Origin of the sequence: Leptospira harrisiae, assembly GCF_002811945.1 — a bacterium.
Taxonomy (GTDB): domain Bacteria; phylum Spirochaetota; class Leptospiria; order Leptospirales; family Leptospiraceae; genus Leptospira_A; species Leptospira_A harrisiae.
In genome coordinates, this window is sequence record NZ_NPDX01000001.1 from 1,793,612 (window position 1) to 1,813,577 (window position 19,966).

The window sequence follows — 19,966 nt, forward strand, 5'->3', positions numbered from 1 at the left end:
GATCAATGAAAAATTTTACGACGCTGAATGATGTTTTTTATTATGCCAACAGAGCTTATGGCTCCAAAGAAATGTTCTTTGGAAAAGATGCTGCAAAAAACTTTTTTGGTCGTACGTTTTCAGATATTTTTCATAAGGCGGAAAACCTTGCCCTTTCCCTTTTGCAAATGGGGATCCAACCTGGAGACAGAATCGGGCTTATGGCCGACAATCGTACGGAATGGGTCATTGCCGACATCGCCACTCTGTTAAACGGTGCTGTAAACGTTCCAAGGGGATCTGATTCCACACCGCAAGAAATTGAATACATCCTTAGCCATTCAGAAAGTAAATATTGTTTTGTAGAACATGAAAAGTTATATGAATCCTTAAAACCCATTCTTTCCAATACCAAAGTTGAAAAAGTAATTATTCTAGACCCAGGGTTTCGTTCAAATGATACACTTGCTGTTTCTATGGAGACACTAATTCATGATGGTGAGACTCTTAGAAAAAATTTACCTTCATTGGAACTTCGCTCCAAACAAGTGAAACCCGATGATCTATTCACTATCATTTATACATCTGGCACTACCGGGATGCCCAAAGGTGTAATGCTCACACACCAAAATATGGTGTACAATGTCGTAAAAGTTCCACCGAGAGTGGGTCTTAAAAGTTCGGACAGGACTCTATCGATTCTTCCTGTTTGGCATATCTTTGAACGAGCCATTGACTATGCAATCATTGCAGAGGGAGCATCCATTGCGTATACAAATATCCGCGATTTACGAGATGATTTTCAAAAAATCAAACCAAGTTTTATGGCATCAGCTCCAAGACTTTGGGAAAATTTATACCAGGGCATCAAACAAAAGTTAGAAAAAGCTCCAGAAAACAAACGGAAACTTTTTGATTTTGCATATGATATTTGTAAAAAATTTAAAGACGGACAAGACTACCTAGCAGGAAACAAACTTTTAACAAAAGAAGAATCGCCATTTGAAAGAGCAAAAAACACTGCAGTTTCTCTAGGTTATGTATTAAATTTATTTTTACTTTCTAAAGTATTGGATGGACTTGTGTTTTCGAAAATTCGAGATGTTTTAGGAGGCCACCTAACAGGAACTATTTCTGGAGGTGGAGCACTCCCAGCTCATGTTGATGAATTTTTTAATGTCATTGGCATTCCTGTATATGAAGGTTATGGAATGACCGAATGTGCACCGATAATTTCGGTTCGTTCTGTGGGAAATGTAGTCCAAGGTTCCGTTGGGAAATGGCCTGATGGAACCATTGTCAAAATTGTCAATGACCAAGGAGAATCTGTTCCCAAAGGAAAAATGGGAATCATTCATATCAAAGGCCCACAGGTAATGAAAGGATATTATAAAAATGAAGAAGCCACGTCCAAGGCCATTCATGACGGTTGGATGAATACGGGAGACTTGGGATTCATTTCTTTTAACGACACTTTGTCTGTCAGAGGCCGAGTCAAAGACACCATTGTTTTATTAGGTGGTGAGAACGTGGAACCAGTTCCTATTGAAAATTTATTATTAGAAAATGCACTCATCAACCAAGTCATTGTGGTGGGCCAGGATCAAAAATCACTTACGGCACTTATCTGGCCCGATAAAGATAGAATGAAGGAAGCGGGCCTAAGCACCAAAGAAGGCGAAGACTTAAACCAAAACAAGGATATTCGACTTTATTACCAAAATATCATTAAAAAACAAATTTCTTCAGAAAACGGATTCAAATCTTTTGAAAAACTTACAGACTTCCGCTTTTTACCAAAAGCAATGGAAGTGGGAGATGAATTGACGAACCTTTTCAAAATGAAAAGGAACGTCATCCATGATAAATACAAAGATCTAATCAAATCGATGTATAATTAAAGTGAACTGAGAATGGTGCCAACGATCTCCCCTAATTCTTTCGAAAGATTGGGGAGAGAGGCAAGAGTTTCAAGCTCACGTTTGGCAATCTGCGGAAGTTCTCCTTTTTGTTTTGAAACGGGAGAATATAATTTGGTGAGAGCAGCTGCCATTTGTGGATTAATCTCGTTTAAAATTTTAATTCGTTTAGCTAAAAAAGAATACCCGCTCCCATCTTCTTTATGAAAGGTCAATGGATTTCTTGCCAAACTAAAATACAAGGATCGAACTTTGTTCGGATTACGAACGTTAAACTGTGGATGATTTTCTAACTGTTCGGTGATTTCCAATCGGTTCTCACCTGTTCCCACTTGGGCGGCAAACCAAATATCTAAAACCAAACTATCCTGTTTCCATTTATCAAAAAACAAGTTTACTGATTTTTCTTTTTCTTTAGAATCTACTTCGATTAGAAATTTCAGTGCCGAAACTTCTTCACTCATGTGTTTAGCTTCCCTTTGTTCCGCCACGGCTAATCGTTCAAACTTTCTTGTAGCATCATAAAGAAGATAATACAAACTAATATTCTTTAATCTTCGTTTACCAATTTCTTCCTTTGTTTGTATAGGAATGGTTTTTCGATTTTCCTCGAATAAAACTTGAAACTGATTGGTAAAAGTGGTTGAGATGGTTTGGACTGCCCACACTCTTAACTTTTGAATTTTCTGAAATTCATAACAACCAATGTTTTCACTAATCTGTGTTAAACCAGGAAAGGATAAATAAAAACTATGATAGGTTTTGTCCCAATTCCTTCCAAAAGAATCTGCAATGGTTTCCAAAATAATTGAGAAGTATTCTTCTTGGCCAGAAACTATGGATTTTTGAAACCAATCGAAAATCAGATTTTGAAAAGCAAAAAAACGTGAAACTCCATCCGTCTCAACCTTTGCTAAAATTTGTTTTTCCTCTTCAGATTGATTGTAATCTAACCTGATAGGACTTGATAGAGATCGAAACAAAGATACAATTGGTTTTGTTCCATTTGTATCCAATGCGGAAATTCGAATTTGATCCCGGACTCCGCTCATCAAACGTTTTTCTTCTTTGAGTATCTGTCCTTCCTTATCAAAAACAGCCAAGGAATTCGAAAATACTAATGGATATTCGTTTCCACCAGTATCAGTAATATCTAAAATCCATTCATTAGAGTCCTTTGCGTAATGTTCTTTCACGGAAAGTAAGGGAGTTCCACTTCTGTGGTACCAGTTGCGTAAATAAGGAATTTGATTGCCGGCAGCTTCTTCCATTGAGGAAACAAATTCTTCGAATGTGACTCCTTGACCATCATATTTAGAAAGATAATGTTTTAGTCCTCTTTTAAATTTCTCTCTACCAATGAGCTCTGAGACCAAACGAATGACTTCTGCTCCTTTTTCATATACAGTCACTGTATAAAAATTATTCATCTCCTTATAGGATTTTGGTAGTATTGGATGAGACATGGGTCCTTGGTCTTCTGGAAACTGAAATTCTTTTAAAAACAAAACATCTTTGATTCGTTTGACAGCAGGGTCTGTCATATCTTCCGTGAACCATTGGTCCCTAAAAACGGTAAGGCCTTCTTTTAAAGTAAGGTTGAACCAATTCCGAAGTGTCACACGATTCCCAGTCCAGTTATGAAAATATTCATGTGCAATCACTGCGAGAATGGCTTCAAAACTTTCATCTGTTGCTGATTTTTTATCAGCAAGCACTAGTTTGGCGTTAAATAAATTTAGACCCTTGTTTTCCATTGCTCCCATATTAAAATCTTCTACAGCAACAATCATAAACAAATCAAGATCATATTCTAACCCAAAAGTATCTTCATCCCAGCGCATTGCTTTTTTTAAAGATTCAAATGCAAAGCTTACTTTTTCTTCGTTACCTTTTTCCACATAAATCTTCAGAGTGATATCTCTTCCTGACTGAGTGATAAATGTATCTTTAGTTTCTACTAATTCCCCTGCAACAAGTGCAAAAAGATAAGAAGGTTTGGGAAACGGGTCTTCCCAAATAACTTCTTTTTTTCCAGCATCAACTCTTTCTTCTAACAAATTCCCGTTGGACAACATCACAGGAAAAAGGGTCAAATCTCCGGCAATGGTCACACGAAAACGCATCATATTGTCAGGTCGATCGATCGAATAAACAATCTTTCTAAAACCTTCTGGTTCATTCTGAGTACATAACATTGAACCTGATTTGTATAAACCTTCCAAAGATGTATTCCCAGCCGGTGAAATACGATTTTCAATTGTGAGCCGAAAGTTGGGTTTAGGGGGATGTAGAATTAAAATTCCGGTGGGAGAGATTTGGTATTCGCTGGGCTCGACAATCGCACCATCAATACGTAAAGACAAAAACTCCAAAGACTCACCATTGAGAAATAATGGCTGAATTGTTTCGGAAGAAAGAACCACATCATAATCGGCTCTGACAACTGTCATGTGTAGATCCAAATCAAATCTTAGTTCTAATTTAGGGGTTAACCAGGGGCTTGGTTTGTAGTCTTCTAACTTATGGACGAGAGAGGAGGATGGAGTCATCCTCCTTCTTTAAGGGATGGGCCATCCCGGAAAAGTGAATTTTAGTTCTGTTTTTCTTTTCTTTTATCCTCAGCAAATGTTACCTTGAGATTCCTTCCATCAACAGGTTGTCCATTCATTTGAGTGACTGCCTCTTCTGCCTCTTCTTCATTGGCGTAAGTGATAAAAGCAAACCCTCTAAAATTCCCAGTTTCCCGGTCGTGAATCATTTTCAGATCTTGGATCACTCCGTAAACGGAGAATATCTGGCGTATATTTTCTTCCTTAAGGGTAAATTTCAAATTTCCCACATATATTTTCTTAGAAATCATTCCTGTCCTCGTAAAACCAATTGCACGTACCCAAGCAACTTGGGAACCGGGATGATTAGATACAATTGAAAGAAAATGTCAACATCAAATATTTCTTGCATATTCTGAAAGATGGCAATTATTTGAGACTCTTCTCCAGGTATCCCTTTGAACGAAAAACCCTATATCTTATGCATCGATGATGAATTCTTCATCCTTTGGAATCTCAAAGAACAACTTAAAAAAGTCTTTGGATCCACTTTCACCATTGAAACTGCGGAAAGTGCTGAAACAGCAAAGGAAATCATGAAAGAAATTGAGGGAAGTTCCGGAGACCTAGCCGTTGTCATCTGCGACCACGTAATGCCTGGCCAAAAAGGTGATGAATTTCTCATTGAAATGCAAGAAACGCACCCCCGAACCAAAAAAATAATGCTTACGGGACAAGCACCTGCCCAAGCCATTGGAAACGCCCTCAATCACGGTTGTTTGTATCGATACCTGTCCAAACCTTGGGATGCACATGACCTAGAACTTACCATCAAACAGGCCATTGACGCTTATTTCCAAGAAAAAACTTTAGAGGAAAAAAACAAAGAACTCGCTGATTCTCTTTATTTTCATAGGGATTCTAAATACCCCAATTTCGAATCTTTGGTACAACAACTAAAAAATGACAAATCTCCAACAGCGAATCATTCAATGATCCTAATTAAAATTGTCAGTTTTCCTACCATCATTAAAACGTTCGGAATTGAAGTGTATCGTAAACTATTTAGAAAACTACTACAACTACTCTCGGTCCACTTACAAAACGAAGAAATGGTCTTTCATATATATTCCGATGAAATTGCAGTCCTTTCCACCTTATCAGAACAAACGTTAGTGGAAAAAATCAGGAGTTTCCGTTTATTATTAAAATCGGATGACTTGATTTTAGATGGAGTGGGATTCCACCTAGATTGTCGATTTTCTTCTGCCTCCGGTCAAGAGGATTGTTATTACAAAGCTAAACTTGCATTATTTCGAGCAGAATCGCAAAGTTCTTCCGAATTTGTTTCTTATACAGAAGATCTTTCGACAGACCATCATTTACAAAACTTCCAACGTAGTCAAAAAATCCAAGCTGCGATCACGAACAAACAAATAATCCCCTACTTTCAAGGGATTGTTGATAACCAAACAAAACAAATACGAAAATTTGAATGTTTAGCAAGAATCAAAGATAGAGATGCCATTCTTACTCCCGATGTATTTTTGAAGTTAGCAAAGGTTACAGGAAGCATTCGTATGATTGGTTTACAAATGATTGATGAATCTATGAATTATTTTTCTGATAAACCTTTTGATTTTTCGATCAATCTTACAGAATCCGAATTAGAATATAAAAGTTTTAGCAAATGGGTGGAAGCAAGACTTGCTCACTACCGAATTGATCCCAATCGAGTGACATTTGAAATTTTAGAAGATGTCAGTTTTTCGGAAAATAGAAATAGCCTTTTTACCATTCGTGACTTAAAAACCATGGGTTGCCAAATTGCCATCGATGATTTTGGTGTCCAATACTCAAACCTAGCTCGGTTATTAGAATTTGATCCCGATTATCTTAAAATTGACGGTCAATTCATTCGAAATTTGCCTGAAAATAAAACTGCCTACTTACTAGTGCAAGGGATTGTGGAATTGGCAAGAGGAATTGGCGCAAAGGTAGTGGCTGAGTTCGTAGACCGCACAGCCATTCAAGACATGATCGAAACCTTAGGCATTGAATATTCCCAAGGTTATTTGTTTATGAAACCATCCCCGACAATTCCTGCCGAAGCCAACTTACGATTGTAAGTTGGCAATCAACACTAAAGAATTTATTGAACGGGAACTCCAGGTATTTCTTTTTTCTTTTTCTCCTTAGATAATAAACCTTTGAGTTTTTCTTGGGTTGCTGGGTCTTGGAGTTTTTCTTTTCCCATTTGGATGGCTTTTTGCCCTTCCTCGGAATTTGCTTTTTCGATGATTTTATCGACAAGACCTGGTTCTTCAGAACCTCCATCGCGGGATTGCGAACTAGCGCAACTGAGTGAAAGTGAAAGCATGGTTGCTAAAATAATTGTTTGTTTCATATCTGATTTCCGTAACAGAAAGGATTCTAGTTTCCAAATTTCGATCCGTCAATGGAAAAACAAAATCGTTTGTAGAAAACAAGCCTAGTTCTAAAACCATTCCTAAAATCGTTACTTAAATCAAAGATAAGGATGTTTCATGGATCAAAAATCTCTGGATCAGGATTCGGCACAATTAGAAGCACTCGGACTCAAATCTGAATTTGAACGTAGTATGAGTTTTTGGGAAAATTTCTCTCTAGGGTTTACTTACCTCTCTCCTGTTGTGGGAGTGTATTCCGTATTTGCCCTAGCAATCCAAGCTGGCGGTCCGCCGATGATTTGGAATTACTTATTAGTGGGTTTAGGCCAATTTTTAGTCTGCTTGATTTTCGGGGAGATTGTTTCCCAATACCCAATTTCAGGTGGAATCTACCCATGGTCTCTTCGTTTGGTGGGAGAACGTTGGGCTTGGATGTCTGCATGGGTCTATGCTTGGGCTCTCTTTACCACAGTGGCTGCTGTCGCCGTCGGAGGTGCTCCTTTCTTAAGTCAACTCATCGGAATTGAATTTGGAAATTCTGGATTCATTTGGATTGCAATCGGAATGATCCTAATCTCCACAATTCTCAATTTAAGTGGAACAAGACTATTGGCACAGGTTGCTTTTTTTGGTTTTTTATGTGAATTGGTTGGAGCTGTCGTTGTTGGTGGTTATCTTTTAATTTTTGCAAAGGTTAATTCGCTCTCCATTCTCTGGAATACATATTCCTTTGGCGACGGTACAAACTATTTTCCTGCTTTTCTCGCATCTTCTGTAGCAGCTATGTTTTGTTATTATGGGTTTGAAGCCTGTGGTGATGTTGCAGAAGAAACACCAAATGCGGGTTCTGCGATACCAAAATCCATGCGTATGACCATTTACATTGGTGGTGGTGCTGCAACCTTTGTATGTTTGGCACTTCTACTTGCTTTACCAAATGTAGAAAAAGCAATTTCTGGAGAAGATGCTGATCCAGTCACGACAACTCTTGTTGCGGCAATGGGTATGACAGGATACCGTATGGTGATTGTAGTGGTAATGGTTTCTTTTTTATCATGTTTACTCAGTTTACAAGCAGCAGCTAGTAGACTTCTTTTTTCCTTCGCTCGAGACGGAATGATCTTTGGCAGTAAACACTTAAACCATCTATCCAAATCTGGAAAAGTTCCAGTGAATGCTTTGATTGTCACGGGTCTCATTCCGATTGTCATTGCAAGTATGGGACACTGGTTACAAGATGCAGTCACAACAATCATTAGTTTTGCCTCCGCAGGAATATATGTAGCGTTCCAAATGGTTGTGATTGCAGCTTTGTATGCTAGGTCCAAAGGATGGAAACCATCTGGATCGTTTACTTTGGGAAAATTGGGATTTCCCATCAATGCCATTGCTCTGTTCTACGGAATCACAGCGGTCGCCAATATGGTTTGGCCTAGAACACCAGAAGAACCTTGGTACATCAATTATGGAATGATTTTTACTTCACTAGTCGTTGTAGGCTCTGGAATCCTTTATCTTTTTCTAACGAAACCACATTTAAAAAGAAAAAGATCCTAGGAATATTCTGAATTGTTAATTTGATTTGTTTGGGATCAGTTTTCTACCTTTTCCCAAACTTGAAACTCTCCACCAAGAATTTCTTCATTTAAAATCAAACGAAAACCAGGTAAAAAACTACCACCAAACCCGTGAAAGGTGATAAGCTTCGACTTTGGTTTCAGCAAAAAAAGATTCTGTTTTAATGTTTGTAGATCTTTCAAAAACTGGTTTGAGGATTTATTTTTTTTTAAGTCAATAGAATGGCTTCCTCTCATTGTTTCATATAATGGGTTAAAACAATAATAATGTGAATGTCCATATGGGAATTGGGATAAAAAATCTGTATTATGAAACTGAACCCGATTGGTGCCCCAATGTTTTTTCAAAGTTTCAGATATAGTAAGGAGTTCTTGTCGAACTTCCAATCCATGTATCTCTAAGGAGTTTTTTGAAAGATAGGAAAGATAAATACAAAACTTTCCAACACCTGAACCTAAATCCACAACAGAAGTTACATTTTCTGATGCAAGATATTTCCAAGTTCTATCAATGACTGAAATGGGAGTCCACTGGAATGGAGAGAGTGTTTGTAAAGGCAAAGGAAGATACGAATCCCACTTCGCATCTGTCATTGGATCCCCTACGATGATTTTCCTTACCTTGTTGAAAAATTGGTTTCTCATTTTTCTATGTGTGTTACACCTTTTGCTTATGGACCAAAAGATTCAATATTTGAACCAAATGATCGAAATCATTGATAACAAAGTTACAATTTTTAAGAAAAACAAGTCCAAATTACCTCAAACAGCTTATGCTGCCGAAAAACAAGTCCTCACTCGTACCATTGAAGACACAATTAAATTGGCTGAGGAAATCAAACCGGTTCCCTTTTCTTTGATTAATGATTTGAAATCCCTAATCAAACAATTATAATAAAAACTCGCTTGGGAAGAGCGAGTTAGAAATGGATCCAAATTTTTGTTACCAAGTTCCTGTTGTCGTTGGTGCCGGAATTTCTGGCGCAGCGGTAGCTATGTTGCATCCGGATGTCATTATTTTTGATAAGGGACGGAAACTTGGGGGAAGAGTTTCTACCAAATTTGAAAACAATCCCTATCCATTTGACTTTGGCGCAACTATGTTTCAAGACTTAATGGAAGTTCGCTGGCTTGGACAAGAAACTAAGTATTCCATTCTAGAAATTTTGAAGTCAGAATCGGTAAAAATAAAAATCAAACCTATTTACGATGAATCACATTTTTATCCAGAAGATGGAATGTCCAATTTGGTTTTTTCCATGATGGGAAACGTAAAAAAAATCCAAAGCCATACTCTTAAAAAAATACATTCCAACGATGATAATGTTTGGAACTTAGATTTTTCACTTTCTGATTCAAAAAAAAAAGAAACGATTTCTGCACATTCAGTGATCCTAACCTTACCCATTCCACAAATCCTAGAAATCATTCAAAATTCTGCCAACAATTCTAACCTCAAACTTTGGGCAGAATTTTTATCAAACTATAACGACTACCGCAAAACTCTAGTTAGTTATTTTTACTGGGATCAGTGGAGACCAAACTGGACTGAACTTTCACTGGATCCAAATTCACGTATACCAGTGACAACAATTCTGGAAAGAGGCATTGATTGGGAATACCAAAGTTGGGAGAGTTTAAAATATCCCAAAGAATTCCATAATGGATCCGCCCTTCTTGTACAATTTGGAGCCATGTTTTCTGAGTCTCATTTTGAAGACTGGATGGATGAAAATAAAAATCCGACACCAAAATACAAAGAAATTCTGATTCAAGAGTTAAAAGAAAAGTATGGTGCCCCAGAACCAAACCTAATTTGGAACCACAGATGGAAATACGCTCAAGCACAAATTCAGCTCCTTGGAAAAGAAGGAGCTTTGGACTTAGATAGAGAAACATTTGAGGAATGGAAACAGCTATGCAAACGAACAAAAATAACGATTCTTGGCGATTGGCTGTTTGGTGCCAAAATTGAAAGGATAGTTGGAGGAATTTATTTTCTAAAACACAACAACCTTATTTAATCATTCTTTCGCAAGTATCTCTCTGAATTGATTGACTCTCCTTCTATTGGCAAATATATCCCAAAGACCCAAGATTGACTGGGAACGAACTTGCGCTTCTTGTTTTCCCTCTGGAAAATAAATTTCAACCCTATCAGGGAAACGAAAAACCTTTGTAAAAAAGATCACACGTATGTATTCTCCTTCTTTTTCTTCCTTGATCCATATGTTCTCTGATTCGCGGAAATACTTAGAAATTCTTTCGTAAGCAATCTGACGGGAAGTGGTATAGGTAATTGGATCAACTTTATGAACAAAATTGTATTCCATACTTTGACTAGAAACACAGTTAGGCGAAGGTGGGCATCCTCTCAGTTCCCCATCACTCACACCGGAAAGGGGACTCAGAACACTCATACAACAAATAAAAAAAACACTTAAAGCAGATTCCATATGTTCCAAAAATGAAAAGACTCTATTTTTTACTTGCAGAAATTGAAAACTTCCGACTTTTTATGGGCTCATGAAACGAACGACTCAATACACAATTTCTGGAATGATTATCATTATTACCTTACTCGTTGCGGTTGCCTTTTATTTTTCCAGTTTGGTTCTTTATCCCAAAGTGAATTGTAAACTAGACCACCATGTGTATTGTCAAGGCCCTTCGGAATTGGGTTTGGAATTTGAAGAAGTAGAAATTACAACGGCTGACAAATTAAACCTCGTTAGTTACTGGATACCCGCCAAACAAAACAAAGGTTCCATCATTATGGTCCATGGTCACGGGGGACAAAGAAACGAGGGACTTCGTTTTGCCAAAAGCCTTCATGAGGCAGGATACAATTTACTTTTACTCAGTTTACGCCGTAACCATGGTGGTTTTGCCTCAATGGGATTTCATGAACAAAAGGACGTGGATGCAGCGATTCAATTTTTAAAATCAAAAGGTTATGAAAAAATTGGTATCTTCGGATTTTCAATGGGTTCTGCGACAAGTATCATTGCAATGGCTGACCATCCAGAAATCCAAGCTGGAATTTTTAGTAGCGGGTATGGTAGTGCCATTGATGTTCTTGTGGAATCGGCAAAACGGGACTTTGGAATCCCTTATTACCCTCTTATTCCCGTTGTCAAACTAGCACTCAACTTGCGTGGAGATATGGACATTGATTCCGTTAGGCCCATTGATAAAATCGCATCCATTAGCCCAAGACCCATCGCCATCTTTCATTGTACGAAGGACGATTATGTAGATTATCACCATGCAAAGGATTTATATGCAAAGGCAGGTGAACCAAAATCTCTCTGGTCACCAGAATGCAATCGTCATGAACGTCTTTGGAACTTTGCACCGAAAGAAGCAGAAACGAGAGCCGTTGTTTTTTTTGAGAAGTATTTGAAATAGGATTGTTTTGTTCATAAGGTTAGTCCTTAAAAAAAAGGGAAAACTAATGTGAACCAATGGTTCGGAAGATTAAAAAGGATCTTTATGAGAAAAATAATTGCAGCCATTAATATGACAATCGATGGCTATTGTGATCATACTTCAGGAATTCCTGATAAAGAAATCCATCAACATTACGCTGTATTACTCCGAGAAGCCGGTGTGGCTTTATATGGAAGGATCACCTACCAACTAATGGAATTTTGGCGAACCGTTTTAGAAAATCCGACCGGTGACCAATCAATGTACGATTTTGCCGTTGCAATAGACAATACTCCGAAAATTGTTTTTTCTCGCACTTTAAAACACTTAGATTGGAAAAGCGCAAAATTAGCAAGTAAGGATCTAGAGCAAGAGGTATTGGAGCTCAAACAACAATCGGGTAAAAACGTATTCATTTGCAGTCCGAGTTTGATTCTTACGTTGACTAAATTAAATTTAATAGACGAATTCCAACTTTGTGTCCATCCCGTAATTGCGGGAAGTGGTTTGTCCTTGTTCAAAGACATCAAAGAAAAAATGATCCTAAAACTGACAAAAACAAAAGTTTTTGGCGCAGGCGCAATCATTCACTATTATGAACCAATTGTGAATCCATCTTCTTCTATATAATGATTGTTTTGCGATTGATTGGGATTCTGCTCGAAGGGGGACTCGACCTCTCCGCTGTTCGGACTTCCTGTCCGAACGACGCTTCGAGGCACGGCTTTGTTCGTCGCCTCCCTTCCGGGTCGGCTTTTCCGAATCATTGCTCCCTATGGGTCGCAACGAGTCGGCTCACAAAACTGTTCGAGTCGATTTGATTGTATATAATGATTGTTTTGTGATGAATAGGATTCTGCTCGAAGGGGGACTCGAACCCCCACACCTTGCGGCACTACCACCTCAAAGTAGCGTGTCTACCAATTCCACCATCCGAGCGGGTGTGTATGTAGGACAGGTTAGGAAAACGGGTTCTTTCGTCAAGGAGATGAATTTTCTCTTGTCACTTGCACTCACCATTCGGTAGGTTGTAGGGGTCACAAGTATGCAAGTATCCGATCTTACCTTCCGACTCAAACTCCTCCTGACCGGCTTCATTTCCCCTATTTTTGTTTTAGTTGGCCTATTACTTTCATCCCCCTATTGGTTAAAGTCTTCGGAAACTTACCAAAAATCAGATGTAGCGGTTCTCGAGGTGATAAACCCGCTACCTTCAAAAAAAAATCTTAAGGCAGTCGTTACACTTTCGGAACGAGCGGATTTTAAAAAACTAATTCTTGTTATTCGAGAAGATAAAACACTAAACCAATTATATTCCCCCAGTGAACGGGAATCCAAAATCAAAGATGTTTTAATTTCACAAGGAATGAGTCCGACTCTTTTGTCCTCACTCATAATCTCAACATCCAAAATGGGTGACACAGACGAGGCATCCAAAAACCTATTAAAAATAGCCGTTTCTGACAACCTAGGAAGCATTTTACTCCTCACTCGGGAGTATGAAACCAAAAGAGTTTTAGGAACTTATCGTAAAACCTTAGCTAGTTTGCCTATCAAGGTAACAGCTTATGGATTCCCATCCGAGATTTCGGGATCTAATTGGTTTTTAACAGAAGATGGGGTCAAAGAAATCACCGGCGAATTTGTACGTTATCTGTATTCTTATATTAGAGGTGTCCTATAAATGGATGAAATTAAAGATTCCAACGAACTGATAGAGCAACGCATTCAAAAAATTAACGATTTAAAAGCCAAAGGAATCAACCCCTATCCTCTTCGTTTTTTTCCCAATGCCGATTCCAAATCACTCATTGCAGGATTTGATCCAAACCAAACGGAAAAAAAATCCTTCAAACTGGGTGGCCGATTGCACGCAAAACGTGTGATGGGAAAAGCAAGTTTTGCACATTTAAAGGATGCAGAAGGTCTCATCCAATTGTATGCCACTCGTGATGATTTAGGGGAAGAAAATTATTCTCTATTTAAATCACTCGATTTAGGTGATTGGATTGGAATCGAAGGATGGCTTTTCCAGACGCAAAAAGGAGAAACAACGCTCCATCTAACAAGCGTTCAACTGCTTGCGAAATGTATCCGCCCTCTTCCTGTTGTCAAAGAAAAAGACGGAGTCATTTACGATGCGTTTTCAGACGTAGAACAAAGATACCGCATGCGTTATGTAGACTTGGTAGTGAACGAACATGTAAGGGAAACATTTAAAATGCGTTCTCGTATCATTTCAGAAATTCGTAAATTTTTAACGAATGAAGGATTTTTGGAAGTTGAAACTCCTATGATGCAACCGATTGCTGGTGGTGCTGCGGCAAGGCCATTTGTTACCCACCACAACACACTCGATATGGAACTATTTTTACGAATAGCTCCTGAGCTTTATTTGAAACGACTGATTGTTGGTGGAATGGATCGAGTGTTTGAACTCAACAGAAACTTTCGTAACGAAGGAATCTCCACAAAACACAATCCAGAATTTACCATGATGGAAGCCTATATGGCCTTTGGCGATATGGAAACGATGTTGTCTCTCACAGAGCGAATGATCGTTTCTGTTGCCGAGTCCATTGGAAAAGGTTTAAAGTTTGCTTACGGAAAAGATCAAATTGATCTCTCGGCTCCATGGAAACGAGTAAAATACATAGATATCATTAAAGAATACTCAGGAATTGATTTTAGTCAAATCACTGAACTAAAGGATGCGATTGCACAAGCAAAAGCCAAAGGAGTGGATTCTTCTGATTCTGTTTCCATTTGGAAAGTATGTGACGATGTTTTTAGTTCTCTAGTAGAACCTCACCTCATCCAACCAATCTTTATCACTGATTTTCCAAAGGAACTTTCACCATTGGCGAAATCGGGAGAGAACGATCCAAAATATGTGGAACGATTTGAACCTTATGTGGCAGGACGCGAAATTGGAAACGCATTTACTGAGTTAAATGATCCATTCGACCAAAGAGAACGGTTTGAAGAACAAGTGAAACAAAGAGAAGCCGGAGACGACGAAGCTTTTATGATGGATGACGATTATATCCGCGCACTTGAATACGGACTTCCACCCACAGGTGGCCTTGGGATAGGAATTGACAGGCTTGTCATGTTACTCACTGACTCACATTCGATCCGTGATACGATCCTATTCCCACTCATGAGACCGGAATAGAATCGCAGGCAAAAATTAAAAAAATGAAACTATGGGGCTTTATCGCTTAAAACTTTTAGCGATAAAGTTTTAGAGCATAAAAAAAGCCTCCTAGGATGTTTCCAGGAAGGCTTTTTTATTAAATCGAAACCGGTTACTTTTTATTGATATTGAGCTTTGGTTCTGATTCGATGGTGCGAATTAGTTTTGATAAGTTAGATTGAAACGTAGCAGTTTGGCTTGAACTTAAGTTGTAGTTGATTGTCTCTTTTCTGTTTGTATAACTAATCGCAATATTTTGGCTCTCACCGATTTTTGGGATGAGTTCTGAAGAGATCGCAGAGCTAATGATAATGGTATCAGAATAATCGGTATTTGTCCGTTTTAGGTTGTACCAAGTCTCTCCTAACTTTAATGACACTCCAATTGGGATGTCTACGTCAAAGGTTCCAATTTCATAAAGAAGAAAGTACTGCACAAGACCCGTGCCATTGTCCCTTTCTGCTTTGAAATACACACAAGGACGTTTTCCAGGAAACAACCAAAGAAATTTCTGCAAACAAATCTCTTTGGAAATAGCCGTTTGTTGCTCTAAGGTAGGTTCCGGTGTGACCACATAGGCTTTGGTTCCCGAACAGGAAACTAGAACCAGAAAAGTGAGAAAAATGGAGGAAATTCGGGTGAGAGAGAAGATTCTTTCCATGATAAGCTCAACCTTTTTCGAGGTGCAAGGTTTGGCAAAGGAAAAAATCCTGTTCCTATGGTATCTTATCCCAAAGGAAAAATAAAAGTCCTACTTCTGGAAAACATCCACAAGGATGCTTACGAACTTTTCCACCGAGACGGTTTTGACGTGTCCCTCGTCAAAGATGCGATGGAAGAAGCGGAACTCATCGAAAGAATATCCGATGTACATGTTTTGGGCATACGCAGCAAAACAAATGTTACAATCAAAGCTCTTGCGAATGCTAAAAAATTAATGACCATTGGATGTTTCTGTATCGGAACCAACCAAGTGGAATTGGACGAAGCTGAAAAACGTGCCATTCCTGTATTTAATGCACCATACAGCAATACTAGATCGGTGGCAGAGCTTGTCATTGCCGAGATCATAATGCTTGCAAGAAAAGCAACAGATCAGTCGCGAGATGTCCATTTAGGTAAATGGAATAAAATTGCAAAAGGTTGTTTCGAAGTTCGAGGCAAAACTTTAGGGATCATTGGTTACGGACATATCGGATCCCAAGTTTCCGTACTTGCGGAATCTATGGGTATGAAAGTTGTCTTTTATGATATTATTTCCAAATTGCCGCTTGGAAACGCATCTTCTGTACATAGTTATGAAGAACTACTCAAACAATCCGACTTTATAACTTTCCATGTTCCTGAAACAGATGAAACCAAAAATCTATTTCGAAAAGAACATTTGAATTTAGTCAAACCAGGTGCTTATCTATTAAACCTTTCCCGTGGAAAAGTATTAGAAATTGATGCATTGGTCGAAGGACTAAAATCTGGAAAACTTGCTGGTGCCGGAGTGGATGTGTTTCCAGAAGAACCAAAATCGAATGATGATCCCTTCGTAAGTCCATTACAAGGTTTACCAAACGTCATTCTTACACCGCATGTCGGTGGTTCTACAGAAGAAGCCCAAAAGAACATTGGATCAGAAGTGGCTGAAAAATTATTAAAATATGTGAATAATGGATCCACTACTTTTTCTGTAAACTTTCCAAATATTGAATTAGGCAGTTTGAAATCGGGTTACCATAGAATTCTCAATATCCACCAAAACCAACCAGGTTTTTTAAGAGATATCAACTCCATCATTTCCGAATTAGGTGGAAATATTTTGACACAAAACTTGAGTACGTCAGCAAACATTGGTTATTTGAGCATGGAAATTGATAAAAACCTGGGCGATGAATTGAAAGACAAAATCAAAGCCCATAAACATTCGATCCGAACTCGAATCCTTTATTAGGAAAATAATGGGAAGGATAAATCCAAATGATTGAAATCCTTCCCATTTTTACTCACTCACCTCTTCGCAACTTTAGTTATCTCGTTTTTTCCAATCGAACAGGCGAGGCATATTGTATTGATCCCTTTGATGCAAAACAAATCCTAAATCATTCACAAAAGTTAGGAGTGAAAATCAAAGGAATCTTAAATACGCACGAACATGGTGACCATACCCAAGGAAATTTAGAGCTAAAAGAAGAAACTAAAGCGGTTGTCTACGGACATAAGGACGCAAAACACAAAATTCCAGGGATGGATCAAACTTTAGAAGAAGGTGATATCGTTTTTTCTGTCGAAGAGGAATCTCTGACAGTTTGGGACACACCAGGCCATACATTTTCTCACCTAAGCTTTGTTCGTAGAAACCCAAAAACCATCTTAGGAATTTTTTCCGGAGATACTTTATTTAATGCGGGAGTGGGAAATTGTTTTCGAGGAGGAGATCCCAATGTTTTGTATGAAACCATTACTTCTCGTTATGAAAACCTTCCCGATACCTGTTTGCTTTATCCAGGCCATGATTATTGGGACAACAATCTAAAGTTTGCAGAACATATAGATCCAAAAAATGCGTTTCGGGACAATTACAAATCTTCCTTAATGCCTCTTCAAATTTCTGAAATGGGTGCAGAAAAAAACCTAAACCCTTTTTTTAGAAGGAATACAATCTCTGTCAAAGATCGACTTACGGAGCTAAAGGAAACATACTCAAATGATCGATCTATATTTTTGACACTAAGAAAACTAAGAGATCTTTGGTAATTTTGTATTTTACAAGCAAGAAAGTAAGATAATACTTTAGCCAATGACGATCATCACTATTTGTTTACTTGTTTCAATCGGCCAAATTTATTTAGCAAAAGGAATTGTTGCCCTTGCAATGGCAAAAGAAGGAAAAGGTTACGACAACCACCACCCGAGAATGCAACAAGCAAAACTCTCTGGTTGGGGTGCTCGTGCAAACGGTGCACATCAAAACGGGTTTGAAGCATTTTCCATTTTTTCTATCGCCATTTTATTCAATCTTCTCCTGGAAGTTGATTTCTATTGGTTAGAAATTCTCGCGATGAGTTTTGTAGCTTTGCGATTTTTATATATTTATCTTTATATTGCTGATTTACCGAAAGCAAGGTCAACCATTTGGACTTTAGCATTTCTTTGTACAATGTTTATCTATTTACTACCGATTCTCCCTTGAGAAAATTCCACTATATCTATTTCACTTTTTTTCTCCTATGTTTGGTTAGTTTTTTTCTCTATTCCCAAACAGAAGAAAAAGAAGAAACAAAAGAATACCACTCTAGAGAGTTTGATTTTCAAAAAGCCAAACGAGTTCTAAAACGTTTTTATAAAAAAGTGGGAACGGATTTTTATTGCGGATGTCCCTTTTCCGAAGACAAGGAAGTTTTAGGAAGGCTTAAAATTGATTTTGAATCCTGTGGACTCGCAAGTAGAAAAGACAACCTCCGCCAAACATGGATTGAATGGGAACACATAGTCCCTGCTTATAGTTTTGGGAATTCACTTGAGTGTTGGACAAAAAAGGATTGTGAGGTCAATGGAAAACCGGTGCGGGGACGAAAATGTTGCAGGGCCACCGATCCTGAATTTAATCGAATGGAAGCGGATATGCACAATATTGTTCCTGTTCCCGGTGAAATCAATGCAGACCGTGGAACCTTCTCGTATGGCGAAATTGAAGGTGAAGAAAGAAACTATGGGTTATGTGATTTTGAAATCAATTTCAAAGAACAAACAGCGGAACCCAAACCCAATATTCGCGGAGACATTGCTCGAACCTACTTTTATATGGAATGGAAGTATGGAATTCCGGTTCCAGAAAATAGACGAAAACTTTATGAATCTTGGGATAAACAAGATCCTCCTGATACTTTTGAAATCAGAAAAAATGAAATCATAGAAAGAATCCAGAAAGTCAAAAATCCCTTTATTGATTGAATCGCAAACTACATTCGGATTCTAAAAAATTACGAAAGACCATCATCCTTCTGGAGGGAGTTCGGTTACTCGGATGGATCACCCAAACACTTCCAAAGTTTTCTAAAGTTTTGTCAGTAAGTATGGAAACCAGTTTTCCTTCTTGGAGATATTCTTCAATGTCCCAAAAGGAACGAATGAGAACACCTTTTCCTTTCAGTCCCATTTGAACAAGGCTTGCAGCATCATTCGACAAAAAGGTTCTTTTCTTTGTCACATCACTTAAAGACAAATTTGTTCCAGTAAATTGAATTGTTTTATGTAAATCCAAATACAAAAGATTATGTTTTTCTAAATCTTTTGGAGTAAGTATTTTTCCTTTCGTTTCTAAATACAATGGACTTGCAACAATGGATATTCTATTTTTAAATAACTCTGTTCCAACAAGTCCCGACGGAACATCTGTTCCAACACGTATCCCAATATCAATCGACTCTTCCATAAGATCGAGCAAACTATCTGTAACAATGAGTTGGATGGTAATTCTTGGGTTTTGTTCTTGGAACTTTTCTATGATTTCTGATACAAAATTCTTGGACATGGAACTTACACAAGTTACCCGAAGTGTTCCCTCTAACTCATCTTTGCTGGTTAATGAATTTTCTAGCTCCTTCACACTTTCAATGACAGCGATCACTTTTTGAAAAATTAAGTCAGCCTCTCTTGTGGGAATCACCTTTCTTGTGTTTCGATAAAACAACTGTGTATTCCAAAGTTTTTCTAAACCCTGGATCCTTTTGGCAACCGCTGCCTTTGTTACCCCCAGGCGGGCGGCAACTTGGGTAAAACTACGGTCCTGGACAACGAAAACAAAGGTTTTTAGGTCATCTAGGTCTCGAATGGGTGGAATCATTTGTTTATTGTAAACCATTAATATACAATCAGTCAATCAAATACA

Annotated in this window: 20 protein-coding genes and 1 tRNA gene; 13 read left to right on the forward strand and 8 right to left on the reverse strand. The window is 38.2% G+C overall.

The features are described 5' to 3' along the window. Positions 1-5: 5 nt before the first annotated feature. A complete protein-coding gene (locus CH364_RS08290) occupies positions 6-1,880 on the forward strand; it encodes an AMP-dependent synthetase/ligase (RefSeq protein ID WP_100743059.1) in 1,875 nt (624 codons plus the stop codon). Here the strand turns inward: CH364_RS08290 and pepN are convergent. Further along, a complete protein-coding gene (pepN, locus tag CH364_RS08295) occupies positions 1,877-4,450 on the reverse strand; it encodes an aminopeptidase N (protein WP_100743060.1) in 2,574 nt (857 codons plus the stop codon). The two genes, CH364_RS08290 and pepN, sit on opposite strands and share 4 nt — an antisense overlap. A gap of 41 nt (positions 4,451-4,491) precedes the next feature. Further along, entirely contained in the window at positions 4,492-4,761 is a 270-nt protein-coding gene (locus CH364_RS08300; RefSeq protein ID WP_100787843.1) for an RNA recognition motif domain-containing protein, read from the reverse strand. A gap of 147 nt (positions 4,762-4,908) precedes the next feature. Here CH364_RS08300 and CH364_RS08305 point away from each other — a divergent pair, with 147 nt between their 5' ends. Next, complete coding sequence (locus CH364_RS08305) at positions 4,909-6,579, forward strand: EAL domain-containing response regulator (protein WP_100743062.1); 1,671 nt, start codon at positions 4,909-4,911, stop codon at positions 6,577-6,579. Between the two features lie 23 nt (positions 6,580-6,602). Here CH364_RS08305 and CH364_RS08310 read toward each other — a convergent pair whose 3' ends face one another. After that, the gene (locus CH364_RS08310; RefSeq protein ID WP_100743063.1) at positions 6,603-6,857 is read right to left on the reverse strand and encodes a hypothetical protein; all 255 of its coding nucleotides are present in this window, start codon (positions 6,855-6,857) and stop codon (positions 6,603-6,605) included. 139 nt (positions 6,858-6,996) lie between these two features. On the opposite strand from CH364_RS08310, the gene CH364_RS08315 reads away from it, so the two are divergent. Then, a complete protein-coding gene (locus CH364_RS08315; RefSeq protein WP_100743064.1) occupies positions 6,997-8,436 on the forward strand; it encodes an APC family permease in 1,440 nt (479 codons plus the stop codon). Positions 8,437-8,471: 35 nt separating this feature from the next. Here CH364_RS08315 and CH364_RS08320 read toward each other — a convergent pair whose 3' ends face one another. Beyond that, a complete protein-coding gene (locus CH364_RS08320) occupies positions 8,472-9,101 on the reverse strand; it encodes a class I SAM-dependent methyltransferase (RefSeq protein WP_100743065.1) in 630 nt (209 codons plus the stop codon). Positions 9,102-9,129: 28 nt separating this feature from the next. Here CH364_RS08320 and CH364_RS08325 point away from each other — a divergent pair, with 28 nt between their 5' ends. Both CH364_RS08325 and CH364_RS08330 read left to right on the forward strand, forming a co-directional pair. Then, a complete protein-coding gene (locus CH364_RS08325; RefSeq protein WP_100743480.1) occupies positions 9,130-9,351 on the forward strand; it encodes a hypothetical protein in 222 nt (73 codons plus the stop codon). A 31-nt stretch (positions 9,352-9,382) separates the two neighbouring features. After that, positions 9,383-10,480 (forward strand): NAD(P)-binding protein, encoded by a 1,098-nt coding sequence (locus tag CH364_RS08330; protein ID WP_100743066.1) that lies wholly within the window; start codon positions 9,383-9,385, stop codon positions 10,478-10,480. Here the strand turns inward: CH364_RS08330 and CH364_RS08335 are convergent, their stop codons facing one another. Then, positions 10,481-10,912 (reverse strand): DUF1499 domain-containing protein, encoded by a 432-nt coding sequence (locus CH364_RS08335; protein ID WP_100743067.1) that lies wholly within the window; start codon positions 10,910-10,912, stop codon positions 10,481-10,483. Positions 10,913-10,982: 70 nt separating this feature from the next. Between CH364_RS08335 and CH364_RS08340 the strand changes: the two genes are divergently transcribed. Further along, positions 10,983-11,867: an alpha/beta hydrolase gene (locus tag CH364_RS08340; RefSeq protein WP_100743068.1), complete on the forward strand. Its 885-nt coding sequence runs from the start codon at positions 10,983-10,985 to the stop codon at positions 11,865-11,867. An 84-nt stretch (positions 11,868-11,951) separates the two neighbouring features. Next, positions 11,952-12,518 carry a dihydrofolate reductase family protein gene (locus CH364_RS08345; protein WP_100743069.1) on the forward strand — a complete coding sequence of 189 codons (567 nt, stop codon included), beginning with the start codon at positions 11,952-11,954 and terminating at the stop codon, positions 12,516-12,518. 227 nt (positions 12,519-12,745) lie between these two features. Here the strand turns inward: CH364_RS08345 and CH364_RS08350 are convergent. After that, positions 12,746-12,827: transfer RNA gene (locus CH364_RS08350), tRNA-Leu, on the reverse strand. Between the two features lie 106 nt (positions 12,828-12,933). On the opposite strand from CH364_RS08350, the gene CH364_RS08355 reads away from it, so the two are divergent. Together CH364_RS08355 and lysS are read left to right on the forward strand one after the other, a co-directional pair. Further along, positions 12,934-13,572, forward strand: coding sequence for a hypothetical protein (locus CH364_RS08355; RefSeq protein ID WP_100743070.1), 639 nt, complete (start codon positions 12,934-12,936; stop codon positions 13,570-13,572). Between the two features lie 9 nt (positions 13,573-13,581). After that, a complete protein-coding gene (gene lysS, locus CH364_RS08360) occupies positions 13,582-15,066 on the forward strand; it encodes a lysine--tRNA ligase (RefSeq protein ID WP_207762249.1) in 1,485 nt (494 codons plus the stop codon). A gap of 133 nt (positions 15,067-15,199) precedes the next feature. Here lysS and CH364_RS08365 read toward each other — a convergent pair whose 3' ends face one another. Further along, positions 15,200-15,748 (reverse strand): hypothetical protein, encoded by a 549-nt coding sequence (locus CH364_RS08365; RefSeq protein WP_100743072.1) that lies wholly within the window; start codon positions 15,746-15,748, stop codon positions 15,200-15,202. 57 nt (positions 15,749-15,805) lie between these two features. Here CH364_RS08365 and serA point away from each other — a divergent pair, with 57 nt between their 5' ends. Genes serA through CH364_RS08385 form a run of 4 tightly spaced genes read left to right on the forward strand, consistent with a single transcriptional unit; the run spans position 15,806 to position 19,029 of the window. After that, positions 15,806-17,029 carry a phosphoglycerate dehydrogenase gene (gene serA / locus CH364_RS08370; RefSeq protein ID WP_100743073.1) on the forward strand — a complete coding sequence of 408 codons (1,224 nt, stop codon included), beginning with the start codon at positions 15,806-15,808 and terminating at the stop codon, positions 17,027-17,029. 26 nt (positions 17,030-17,055) lie between these two features. Then, positions 17,056-17,832, forward strand: coding sequence for a hydroxyacylglutathione hydrolase family protein (locus CH364_RS08375; RefSeq protein WP_100743074.1), 777 nt, complete (start codon positions 17,056-17,058; stop codon positions 17,830-17,832). 43 nt (positions 17,833-17,875) lie between these two features. Then, on the forward strand, positions 17,876-18,268 hold the full coding sequence (locus CH364_RS08380; protein ID WP_100743075.1) for an MAPEG family protein: 393 nt from the start codon (positions 17,876-17,878) through the stop codon (positions 18,266-18,268). Beyond that, complete coding sequence (locus tag CH364_RS08385) at positions 18,265-19,029, forward strand: endonuclease (protein ID WP_243401293.1); 765 nt, start codon at positions 18,265-18,267, stop codon at positions 19,027-19,029. Before CH364_RS08380 ends, CH364_RS08385 begins: the two co-directional genes overlap by 4 nt. On the opposite strand, the gene CH364_RS08390 is transcribed toward CH364_RS08385, so the two are convergent. Beyond that, on the reverse strand, positions 19,019-19,921 hold the full coding sequence (locus CH364_RS08390; RefSeq protein WP_100743077.1) for a LysR family transcriptional regulator: 903 nt from the start codon (positions 19,919-19,921) through the stop codon (positions 19,019-19,021). The genes CH364_RS08385 and CH364_RS08390 overlap by 11 nt on opposite strands. Between the last annotated feature and the right edge of the window lie 45 nt (positions 19,922-19,966).